The sequence below is a fragment of the Archangium sp. genome, from assembly GCF_036388035.1.
GTDB lineage: Bacteria > Myxococcota > Myxococcia > Myxococcales > Myxococcaceae > Archangium.
In genome coordinates, this window is sequence record NZ_DASVSO010000342.1 from 1 (window position 1) to 11217 (window position 11217).

Here is an 11217-nt window from a genome sequence, read left to right on the forward strand (position 1 = left end):
TGGCCCGTCTCCATATCGCCTGGCTCTGGCTGCTCGCCGAGGGTGACGAGCACCCGGTCTCCGCTCATCTCCTGGAGGGAGAGGCCCGGGAGCGCCAGACGCTCGCGCAGTGCGGCCACTCCGCCGAGCTTCCCGAGCACCGGCTGCCCGAGGAAGTTCATCCAATGCACCCCGTCCACCCAGGTGTTCATGGTGAGGTTGGCCTCGTTCGAGGCGAGGTGCACTCCCGGGTAGCGGGGGTGGATGAGCTTGAGGGCTTCACCAAAATCCCAGGTGTCCGAGCAGAGGACGAAGTCCACGTAGCCCGAGTTGAAGGGGAGCTCCGCCGCCAGTTCGAGGGCGAGCGCACGGACCTGCTCCGGGCCCCGTTCCTCCAGGAACGCCGTGGGCAGGCGCAGGTACAGGACGCTCACGTCATCCCTACGGTCTGGCCAGGGAGAGGGGACGATCGACAACCCTCTATAATCCACGCGGAGACTATCCACTGTCGCGGATTTGTCCTCCAATACCACGAATGCACCCGTGTCGGGCCCTGGCTCCAATGTTTGCTTGCGGAGTTCTTCCCATACGGGCTCGTCGAGTGGCTCGGCTTGCCCCTCACCTGCATCATACCAGGCGAGTTGGTAGGGGTGTATCCGTTCACGGATGAGATCCAGGGCTCGCAAAACGGCGGGAGCGATCCGCTCGTTGGGATGTTGCATGTAGAAGCACATGAGCAAGGCATCGCTCGCGCGTAGCCAGCCGCGCGTGTTGTGATGCTGAAGCCTCGGATATCGCATGGGATCCTCCTTTCTACCTGATTGGCTCTACCCCCTGCCGTGGCGAGACGAGTTGAGGGGTTATCTTGAGGACTCCTTCGTAGACTTGCTTCTGTGTCTCATCGTGCCAGCGACCCCCCTTGTATCTTTCCCACCGTGCATGGTTGGTCTCCGGGCACGGGAATTTGAGATCGTACACGCGGACGATGACGCCCTCTTTATCCATGAGGATGATGTCCGGCTCGATGGTGCCCGTCAGGCCCTTCCATCCCTGCTCCGACACAATCTGTTTCACCTGCTGCTCATCCAGGAACTCCCACTGGCCGGTCCGCTCGTCGAGCCGGAAGCGGGGGTGGAGCCGGTAGCGCCCGGGTAGCAGCTTGTCCAGCGCCTCACGCAGGCACGGCCAGGCCTGCTCGTGCTTGAAGAGTCCCAGGTAGGCGGCCCACGTCATCTGGTCGCCCACCTTGACCTCTTTGCAGAGCTCCCGGCTCGGGCTCCTGCCATCGAAATGGTAGTCGTTGACCTCGCGATCTGCCCGACGTGTGCATTGCGCGATGGCCTTTTCGACTTTCGTGAGCAGGTCCGCGGCCAGCTCCACGCCCCGGCGCTCGGCCGAGTCGATCTGGGGCTTCACCGCCACCGCCATGGCGACCGCTGTACCAGCGGCTGCGGCCTTCATCCCCAGGGAGGAGGAACCGTCCACCAATTCGGACGAGCCGGTACAGCGCTCCCACTGGCCGGGCCACTGCTTGAGACAGCATTCGGGCGTCAGGTCTCGAGGCCCGCACTTCCCCGCCACGTCGACGAGTTCCGACTCCGCCAGACACCCCGCCTGGAGCACGGCCAGGAGCACCAGGAGCCGCGGGTGCCCCTTCTTCGAGGGAGGGCGCATGGTGCTCATGATAGCGTGGAGGATCGAGGCCCCATGAGCACAGCGAGCGAGGACGGAGTGGCGGGTCCGGGTGGCGAGCCGCCGCCGGAGGTGGCTGGAGGACGCAAGCAACGTTGGCCTCGCCGCCGGGTGTTGCGTTGGGCCCTGGGGCTGGTGCCCGCCGCGGTGGGCGGTGGGTGGGCCGCCTCCGAGTGGCTCGGTGGACGGCAGGGGCGCGCGGGGGTGGACGCCGACCGGCGGGCCTGGGCCGATCCGTTCATTCAGGCGTCCGCCCTGGGCTGTTTCTCGGGCCACCCGGACGCGGGGGTCTGGCTGGAACCGATAATCCAATCCTCCACGCCCAACCGGCCGGCTCGGCTGCTGAGCGCATGTCTGGCCATGGAGAGAGGCGATGAGAACCGGGTGCGATGGCTCCTCGGCTTGTCCGCGATGCGGGACACTCCAGAGGCGTGCCTGCTGCGGGAACTCGCGGAACGCCGGCCCCGCGCGGCCGATTGGCGCCATGCCTTCTTCGACGCCTGGAATGCGCTCGGACGGCCGGACTTCCGCGACAGCGCCCTGCTTCCCCAGCCGCTGGAGTGGAATCTCCTGCTCGCCGAGGCCGGACTCGCCTGGGAGGCCGCCACCGAGGCCCAGCGCTTCCCATTGGCGGTATTGGCTCCGACATTGGCGGAGCCGCGCCAGGAGTGGGTGCTCGCGCAAGTTCGCGCCAGCGCCTCGGTGCCACTTCTCATGGCGCTGCGTGAGCAGCTCTACGCGTTCGAAGCGCAAGCGCCGCTGCGCCAGTTCCTGCTGCCCTCCGTGGAGGAGCGGCTCGGGCAACTCGCCGGGTCGTCCCCCCGGTCCCTCCAGCTCGCCCTGGTCTCCTTCCTGGCCGGCAGCCCGCTCGAGGCTCCCTTCGAGCGCCGTGACCTGGAGGCACTCGGGAAGCTCGTCGAGCTGCCCGAGTGGAAGCAGCCCTCAAGTGAGCAGTTCTTCCTGGAGATGCGGGCGAGCTTCGACGGGTTGCTGCTCGCGCCCGGCCACCATGCCTGGTTGATGGCCTCACTCTCCCAGGGGGTCTTCCTCGGCACGTGGCTGGTGCTTCGGGCCAGGGCCAGCAAGGCGCACCTCACCGAGGACGAGCAGCGGTGGATGGGTCGGCTGTTGTGGGAAGTGGGAGCGCGGCTGCGCGAGCAGCGCTCGGACCGGGAGCTGGACATGGGGCTGCGGCTCCAGATGTTCGGCTCCGAGCTGACGCAGCACGTCCCGAGCCGGGAGGCCTGCATCGCCGCCTGGGGGGAGTTGGGGCGGTGGGAGGATGCCTTGAAGCAGGCGGCCTACTACCGCTGGCCCCTGGTCTCGTTGCAGGAGGAGTCCTGCGAGCCCAGGGCTCGGAACGAGCACCTGTGGCTGCGTGCCTTCGCGGGCCAGGGCGAGCTGCCCTGAAGCCTCTACCACCGGGGCTCAACCCCCCGCAGGTCCATCGCGTACCAGCGATCGCACCCGAAGTGGCCCGTGGCGCCCATGGGACGCGGCAGCGGCTGGAAGCCCAGGCGGCGGTACAGCTTCTGCGCCTGCTCCATCCCCGCCAGCGTCTCCAGGTAGCAGGTCCGGTAGCCCGCCTCCCGCGCGAACGCGAGGCACTGGCGCAGCAGGCGCTCGCCCACGCCGCGTCCACGGGCCTCGGGCAGGAAGTACATCTTCCGCAGCTCGCAGACGGTCGGGTCGCCGCCGTCCAGCGGCGCGATGCCGCCTCCGCCCACCACCCGGCCCGCCTCGTCCTCCACCACCCAGTAGGCGCGGCCCGAGCGTCCGTAGGACGCGCTCATCCCGCTCACCTCGGGGTCGTGGATGGCGAATCCCGGCCCGCTCGCTCCGAACTCCGGCATCACCGTGCGGATGACCGCCGCCACCGCCGCGTCGTCTCGCGGCTCGATGGGGCGCAGCTTCAGTTCCGTGCTCATGGTGGGCGCAACGTTCCACAGCGCCCGCCCCGAGGCCAGTGCTCTCCGGTGGCCCGGGTGGCTCATACCCCGAGTGTGAGTCCCTCCCGTCCATGTAGCGGAGGAGACAGGGCCCCATGGCCCGCCGCGTCAGGGGCTCGGCGTGGTGGATTTCCCGGTCGGGGCGCCCCTATACACCCGCCCAGGAAGTCCCTCCCGGAGACAAAGCACATGGCCAACAAGGTCAAGGCAGTCCTCATCGGTGGTACCGGCTACGGCGGCGCCGAAATCCTCCGCCGGCTCCTCTTCAACCCCAACGTCGAGGTGGTCCGCGTCACGGCGGTGGACAACATCGGCAAGAAGGTGGGCGACGTCCACTTCAACCTCGCCGGGCTCACGGACCTCTCCTTCCAGGAGATGCCCCCGGCCCAGGCCGTGGCCGGCGCCGACGTGGTCTTCCTGGCCATGCCCCACAAGACCACGGCCAAGGTGGTGCTCGACATCATCAACTCGGGCGTGCGGATCGTCGACCTGTCCGGTGACTTCCGCCTGCGCGACGCGGCCGCCTACGCGAAGTACTACGGCGTGGACCACCCGGCGCCGCAGATGCTCACCGACGGCACCTTCACCTACGGCATGCCCGAGCTCAACCGCGAGGCCATCCGCAAGGCGCGCTACATCGCCAGCCCCGGCTGCTTCGCCACCACCATCGCGCTCGGCGTGATGCCGCTGGCCAAGGCCGGCCTGCTCTCCGGCCCCATCCACACCGTGGCCGCCACCGGCTCCTCGGGCAGCGGCGCCAACCCTCAAATCACCACGCACCACCCGCTGCGCGCGGCCAACCTGCGCACCTACAAGCCGCTCGAGCACCAGCACATCCCCGAAATCCTCCAGACGCTGCGCATCGCCGGCGGCAAGGAGGACATGTCGCTGGAGTTCGTGCCCGTGTCCGCGCCGCTGCCGCGCGGCATCTTCTCCACCTCGTTCGCCGAGGTGCCCGCCTCCGTCACGCAGGAGCAGCTCACCGCCGCGTGGAAGTCGGCCTTCGGCAACGAGCCCTTCATCCGCATCGTCAGCGGCGGCCGTCAGCCCGAAATCGTGGGCGTGTCCGGCAGCAACTACGTGGAGGTGGGCTTCACGCTCGGCCCCGTGACGGGCAACACCCGCCGCGTGGTGTGCTTCTCCGCGCTCGACAACCTGGTGAAGGGCGGCGCCGGCCAGTCCATCCAGAGCTTCAACATCATGATGGGCTGGGACGAGCGCCTCACCCTCGCCGAGCCGGGGCTGTGGCCGTGAGCGGGCTGTCCGACTTCCGCGGGCGCTGGTTCGTCGTGAAGATTGGCGGCGAGCTGGCCATGGACCGCTCCAAGCTGGCCGCCAGCGTGGGCGCCGCCGTGCGCGCCTTCCTCGACGCGGGCATCCGCGTGGCCGTCATCCACGGCGGCGGGCCCCAGGCCACCGACCTGCAGAAGAAGCTCGGCCTGCAGCCGAAGATGGTCGCCGGCCGGCGCTACACCGACGAGGCCACCCTCGAGGTGATGAAGATGTCGCTCGCGGGCCAGGTGTCCGTGGACGTGGCCTCGGCCTTCCGCCTCGCGGGCGTGCCCGCCCTGTGCACCACCGGCATGTCCGCCGGGCTCATCGACGCGAAGCGCCGGCCTCCCAAGGTGATGAGCGGCGCGGGCCCGGAGCCGGTGGACCTGGGGCTCGTGGGCGACGTCACGGGCGTGAACACCGAGGCCTTCCAGCGCATCTCGGAGGCGGGCTTCGTCCCCGTGCTCGGCTCGTTGTCGGGCGACGCGCAGGGCAACGTCTTCAACATCAACGCGGACACCGTGGCCACCCGCGTGGCCGCGAAGCTGGGGGCGGCCAAGCTGTTCCTCGTGTCCAACGTGCCCGGCGTGCTCGCCAACAAGGACGACCCGTCCACCCGCCTGCCCACGCTCACCCCCGCCGAGGCCCGCGCGAAGATTGCCTCCGGCGTCATCCAGGGCGGGATGATTCCCAAGGTGGAGGAGAGCCTGGAGATGCTCGAGGAGGGCATCGAGGCCATCCACATCGTCGGCATCTCTCCCGACGACGCCGTGCTGCGCGAGGCCGAGAAGGCCGGCAGTCAGGGCACCGCGTTCCTGCGCGGGTAGTGGCTCGCGTCGCGCCCGCGTCCCGTTGCAAAGGGGCGCGGGCAGAGCTAGTGAAACCCACCCTCACCGGGAGGACAGTGCCGTGGGACGCATTTTCGAGACCCGTAAGACGACGATGATGGCCCGCTGGAACAAGATGGCCAAGCTGTTCACGCGGATCAGCAAGGACATCGCGATCGCCGTCAAGTCGGGCGGCGCCAACCCAGACACCAATCCCACCCTGCGTCGCGTGCTCCAGAACGCCCGCGCGGGCAACATGCCCAAGGACAAGGTCGAGGCCGCCATCAAGCGCGCCACCGGCCAGGACCAGCAGGACTACGAGGTCGTCCTCTACGAGGGCTACGGGCCGCACGGCATCGCGCTGCTCGTGGAGACCGCGACGGACAACGTGGTCCGCACCGTCGCCAACGTCCGGATGCACTTCAAGGACTACGGCGGCAACCTCGGCACGACCGGCAGCGTCGGCTTCCTCTTCCAGCGCATGGGCGTCTTCCGGCTCGCGCCCGAGGGGGTGGATCTCGAAGCGCTCGAGCTGGACCTCATCGACCACGGCCTGCAGGAGATGGGGGAGACCAGCAACGAGAAGGGCGAGAAGCAGATCGTCATCCGCTGCGCCTTCAACGACTTCGGGCAGCTTCAGTCCGCCATCGAGGCTCGCGGCCTCACGCCCCTGTCCTCCGAGTCCGAGTACATCGCGCAGACCCTCATCGAATTGCCCGAGGACAAGGCCCACGAGGTCCTCGAGCTGGTGGATGCGCTCGAGCAGGACGAGGACGTGCAGCGGGTCTTCCACAACCTCGGCTGAGGTGGCCGGGCGCCGTGACAGCGCGCCTGGCTCGTCCGGGAACTCGAGGTACCTGCCGCGCCGAAGGAAGGGGAGCCGCTCGTCCCACCGGTCGATGGCGAGGAGGATCTCGTCCGCTCGTGCGGTGAGCAGGCGGGGGACCGCGGGGCCGGGGCATTTCGAGCCCGTCGTACCACTCGACGGGTTCACCACCCCCCAGTGGGGCCCCCTCCTACGTCCATGCCGCGATGTGCAGTAGGCTGCACGCGGGGCACGGGCGTGGTGCGTTGGGCCGGTGGCACCCCCAGAGCCAAGTTCCTCATTTCCCTGGGCCTCGTGCCCGGCATGCGCGTTGTAAGGGATGTGACCCACCATGTACTGCCCGTCTTGCCGGCAGGAGCGCCTCGGAGGCCAGCGGTGCGCCGCGTGCGGCCAGCCGATGTCCGCGCGCCCTCGCGTGGCCCTCGAGCAAGAGCTCGCCCACGTCCACTTCCTCCTCGATGAGCTGAAGCTCTGGGACACCTCCTACGTTCCCAAGGGGACCCGCAGCTACCTCGCGCAGCGCTACGAGCGGCAGGCGCGGATCCTCCTCTCCGTCCTCGCCGAGATGCCGGCGTCCGCCGAGGCCGTGGGCACGCCCGCGGTGGCCGAGTCAGCGAACGTCGTTCCCGCGGAGGCCGTGGTGCCTCCCGCGGTCGTCTTCGAGGTCGCGGGGGAATCCCAGCCGTCCGTGCAGAGCGTCGAGGCGCTCGCGGCCGAGGCCCGGGAGGCCGTTCAAGCCGAGGCCCGGGAGTCGGTTCAGCCGGAGTTCACCGAGGCTGTTCATCAGGAGGCCCGGGAGTCGTTTCAGCCGGAGGCCCCGGAGTCCGTTCAGGCCGAGTCTCAGGAGTCTGGAGCGCGGGACGAAGAGGAGACCCCGCTTCCGCTGCCGCCCGTCACCACCGAGCCCATCTTCGATGCGCCTCCCGTGCGCACCGCCACCGCGCGCTTCGTCGAGGAGGTCTCCACCTGGGACACCGTCTGGCGCCCCTTCCTCTACGAGAGCATCGGCTGGTTCATCGGTGCCTTCCTCATCGTCGCCGGCTCGCTCTACCTCGCCTTCGATAGCTGGGCCGGGCTGACCTCCCTCACGCGCTCGCTCGTCGTCTTCGGGATGACCGCGGGCTACTCCGCCGCCTTCTCCCTCTGTGGCTCCCTGCTCGCCCGCCGCGAGGCCCTCGCCGGTGCCGGTCGCATCCTCGGGCTCATTGGCGCCGCCGTGGCGCCGTTCGCCGGGGTCGCGCTCGGGCCGCTCGACAGCCTCAGCCTCGAGGGCGTGCCGCTCGCGCTCCTCCTTCCGCTGCTCCTGGGCTGGTCCGTGGGCGCCGCCGTGCTCGTGCGCAAGCCCGCCGAGTCCTTCGACGTCCCGTCCCGGCCCTACGTCCAGGTGGCCCTGCTCGGCACCACGTTGATGATGGGGGTGGCGACGCTCTTCGCCCGGCTCGGCGCGCCCGCGTTCTGGCTCGACGTGCTGCCTTGCGCCCTCTTCTTCGTCCTCGCGCGCAAGCCCGTCTCCGAGCCTCGGAGCGCCAAGGCAGTCGCCTTCGCCCTGGCCGCGCCCCTCTACCTGCTGCTGCTCTACATGGTGCGGCTGCACCTGGCCCTCTCCTCCGCCGGGGTGCCCCCCGCGTTCGGCAGCTACGCCCCGTTCCTCGCCTTCCTGCTCGCCACCTGCCTCGGCTTCCGCGAGCTGGAGCCCGAGGAGGCCGCGGATCCGCTCTCCGTGGGTGTCGCCGCGCTCCAGGTGGGCTGCCTCGTGCTCGCCGGCACGGGCCTGGCCCCGGCGCTCTTCCTCACCGCGGCCACCTTCACGTGGACCACGTTCGGCCTCTCCCGAGGCGAGCTGCCCCGGGTGCGCTGGCTGTACCCCGTCTATGCCGGCGCGTACCTCTCCTACGCCTCCGTCAGCCAGCTCGTCCCCGGGGCCGTGCGCTCCCTGCTCGACGCGCTCAAGGCCAGCCTCGGCTACCCCGTGGCCGACAAGCTCCCGTTCCACTACGGGGCGCTCTCGGCCGTGCCCTTCGTCATCGGCGGGGTGGTGCTCGCCGGGTGGTTGCGCTCTCGCGCCGAGCGGACGCCCTCGGAGCGGGATGTGGCATCCGCCGAGGTGCTGCTGCGCTCCACCGCCGTCGCCAGTCCGCTCTTCGTCCTCCTCGGGCACATGGGCGCCGACCAGCGCCCGGCCTTCTGGACCACGCTCGCCCTCCTGGTCGTGTGCGTGAGCAGCGGGCTGCTCTTCGAGCGGCTCTACCTGTCCGTCGTCGGCGCCGCGCTCTCCTTCTTCCTCACGCTCTCCTCCGTCATCCTCTTCGGGCCCGCGGTGGCGTCCCTGGTGTGCGGTGGGGTGGCGCTGGGCTTCGCCGGGGTGTCGCTCGTCTGCACCCGCGGCACGCGCATCACCTTCAGCATCGCGGTGGGGTGGCTCGCCCTCGTCGGCTTCACCTACGGCCTCGGCGCGGGGCCGCATGCGTCGGCCCTGGTGGGCCTGGTGCTCAGTGGCGTCGCCGCGCTCCTCGTGGCGTGGAACCTCGCCAACCCCTACCTGCTCGCCACCGCGGCCTTCGCCGCCGCCGCCGTGGTGCCCAAGCTCGCCAGCCTCGTCGATCCATCGCTGGTCCCCCTGTCGCTCGCCCTCACGGCGCTGGGGCTCGCCGCGCTCGGTGAGCTCGGGGGCCGGGCGCGACTGCTCGGCTGGCCGGGCATCGCATATGCCCTCCTGGCCTTCCTCTGGGGCCTCACCCTCCAGCTTCCCTGGCTCGGCGTCATCGTGCTCCTGGGCGCGGCGGCCGTGGCCGTGGCCTCGCACACCTCGCCCCAGGTGCGCCCGCTCGCGGTCATCCTCACGGGCTTCGCGCTCCTGCCTCGCGTGGGGGCCTTCTCCGTCTGGCCGTGGATGACGCCGGCCCTGTCCGTGGCCCTCTTCGTCCTCTGGGCCCTGGGCGCCTCGGTGACGGCCGCGCGTTGGGGTCGCAGCGCGAGCACCCTCACCGCGGGCCTCGTCGCGCTCCTCTATCCCCTGGTGGCCGTTGGCTCGGCGCGGGGAGAGCAGCCCTACCCGCTGCTGCTCGGCGCGGCGCTCGCGGCCCTCCTCACCGCGCGCGCGCTGCACCCGTCCGTCAGCATCGTCGCCGCCACCCTGCTGGCCAGCCTGGACATCCTCCAGCAAGGTGCCCTACGGCAGCTCGCCCTGGCCACGCTCCTGAGCGTCCTCGCGCTGCTGGAGCTGTCCCGCACGGCCTTCCGGGTCCTCGCCGGGGAGCGTCGCTACGCGCTCGTGGCGAGCCTCTGTGCCCTGTCCCTTCTGGGCTTCGCGTGCCTGAAGGTGCGGGGGCCGGAGTCCCAGGTGGTGCTCGCCGGGGCGGTGCTGCTGCCCCTGCTGTGGACGCGCGCCAACCGCTTCCCGTTCTTCGCGGGCCTCGCGCCGCTGTTCGCGCTCGTCGTCGTGCTCGTCTCGCGCGAGCCCATGCCCTGGGCGACCTTGCTGCCGCTGCTCGCGCTCGGGGTGGTGCGGGCCGTGGAGCACCTGCCGGCCGCGCGCAACCTCCTGCTCGGAAAGACGGACGACGAGTCGGCGCGCGAGCTGTCCATGTGGATGCAGGGCTCGCTGATGATGGTGGGCGTGGTGCTGGTGCCGGAGACCCACGCCGAGCCAGGGGTGATGGGGCTGCTCGTCGCCTCCCTCGTGCTGATGCCTGGGCCGAGGCCCTCGGTGCGCGTGGGGCTCGGGGTGGGCCTGCTGCTCTTCTGCTTCCCGCTCCACCTGCCGGCAATCGCGCTGCTGCTGGCGCTCGGCCTCCTCACGCACCACCGGCCTGGAACGTTGTGGGCCTTCTTCCGCACGCCGGCGGACACCTCGCTGCGGCCCACCACGGTGGTGGGGGCGCTCGCGCTCAGCGGATGCTCCATCCTCCTGCAAGCGCCCACGCCCGGGGCCATCGCCCTGCTGGCCGGGGTGTTGTTGGTGGGGGCCTTCCTCCTCTCGCGGCGCGAGCTGCTCACCGCCGCGGTGCTCGCCTTCGCCAGTGCCTCGCTGGGCAAGACGGCCGAGTACGGTTTCCTCGAGTGGCGGCTGGAGTCGGCGCTGACCTTCGCCGGGGTGGCGCTCGGCGCGGCGCTCCTGTCGGCGCTGTGCCAGCATGGCGGCATCCAGCGCACCCTCATGCGGCTGACGGCGTGCCTGTCGCCGGGCATCTCCGAGACGTGGAGTGAGCCGCTCTGGGCGGCCGGTGCCATCGCCACGGCGGTGCCCGTGCTGGTGCACCTGTTGGACCGGGGGCCGGGCGCGCTGCCCCTGACGGTGGCGCTCCTCGCGGGCCTCGCCTCGCTGGTGCTGATGGTGACGCGCGAGCGGTGGATGGCCAATGTGGCGACCGCGCTGCTGGGCGGGGCGCTCGTCGCGGCGGTGCCTCCGCTGTGGACGCCCGCGGTGCTGAGTGGCACGGGGCTCCTGCTGTGCATGGCGGGCACGTGGCTGGACGAGCGCGACGTCGACGTGGGCGCGGCGCTGCACCACGCGGGCTGGGTGCTGTCGCTGCTCTCCGTCTTCGGGCTGAGGGACTTGAAGCACCCGGGCACGGGGGCCTGCCTCCTCTTCGGAATGACGTCCGCCTGGGCGGTGGTGTACCGGCGCCCCGAGCGCGCGGTGGTGGGGTGGGTGGCCACGCTGGTGGGGATG

General features: G+C 70.5%; 8 protein-coding genes. 5 read left to right on the forward strand and 3 right to left on the reverse strand.

What is annotated here, in order from left to right:
- Positions 1-779, reverse strand: a 779-nt coding sequence (locus VF697_RS14020; RefSeq protein WP_331095153.1) for a type VI immunity family protein, incomplete at its 3' end; no start/stop codon positions are given.
- Positions 780-792: 13 nt separating this feature from the next.
- Entirely contained in the window at positions 793-1653 is an 861-nt protein-coding gene (locus tag VF697_RS14025) for a hypothetical protein (protein WP_331095155.1), read from the reverse strand.
- A gap of 33 nt (positions 1654-1686) precedes the next feature.
- On the opposite strand from VF697_RS14025, the gene VF697_RS14030 reads away from it, so the two are divergent.
- On the forward strand, positions 1687-3081 hold the full coding sequence (locus VF697_RS14030; protein ID WP_331095156.1) for a hypothetical protein: 1395 nt from the start codon (positions 1687-1689) through the stop codon (positions 3079-3081).
- Between the two features lie 5 nt (positions 3082-3086).
- Here the strand turns inward: VF697_RS14030 and VF697_RS14035 are convergent, their stop codons facing one another.
- Positions 3087-3599, reverse strand: a complete 513-nt coding sequence (locus tag VF697_RS14035; protein WP_331095157.1) for a GNAT family N-acetyltransferase — start codon at positions 3597-3599, stop codon at positions 3087-3089.
- Between the two features lie 210 nt (positions 3600-3809).
- Here VF697_RS14035 and argC point away from each other — a divergent pair, with 210 nt between their 5' ends.
- The 4 genes from argC to VF697_RS14055 form a co-directional block, all read left to right on the forward strand.
- Positions 3810-4874, forward strand: coding sequence for an N-acetyl-gamma-glutamyl-phosphate reductase (gene argC, locus VF697_RS14040; RefSeq protein ID WP_331095159.1), 1065 nt, complete (start codon positions 3810-3812; stop codon positions 4872-4874).
- Positions 4871-5719, forward strand: a complete 849-nt coding sequence (argB, locus tag VF697_RS14045; protein ID WP_331095161.1) for an acetylglutamate kinase — start codon at positions 4871-4873, stop codon at positions 5717-5719. The genes argC and argB overlap by 4 nt, the downstream gene beginning before the upstream one ends.
- Positions 5720-5801: 82 nt before the next feature.
- Entirely contained in the window at positions 5802-6524 is a 723-nt protein-coding gene (locus tag VF697_RS14050; protein WP_331095163.1) for a YebC/PmpR family DNA-binding transcriptional regulator, read from the forward strand.
- Between the two features lie 352 nt (positions 6525-6876).
- Positions 6877-11217, forward strand: a 4341-nt coding sequence (locus VF697_RS14055; protein ID WP_331095165.1) for a hypothetical protein, incomplete at its 3' end; no start/stop codon positions are given.

Bases quoted from the DNA above. Each gene is read 5' to 3' on its own strand.
- VF697_RS14025 (WP_331095155.1), bottom strand. From the start codon at position 1,653: ATGCGCCCTCCCTCGAAGAAGGGGCACCCGCGGCTCCTGGTGCTCCTG.
- VF697_RS14030 (WP_331095156.1), top strand. From the start codon at position 1,687: ATGAGCACAGCGAGCGAGGACGGAGTGGCGGGTCCGGGTGGCGAGCCG.
- VF697_RS14035 (WP_331095157.1), bottom strand. From the start codon at position 3,599: ATGAGCACGGAACTGAAGCTGCGCCCCATCGAGCCGCGAGACGACGCG.
- argC (WP_331095159.1), top strand. From the start codon at position 3,810: ATGGCCAACAAGGTCAAGGCAGTCCTCATCGGTGGTACCGGCTACGGC.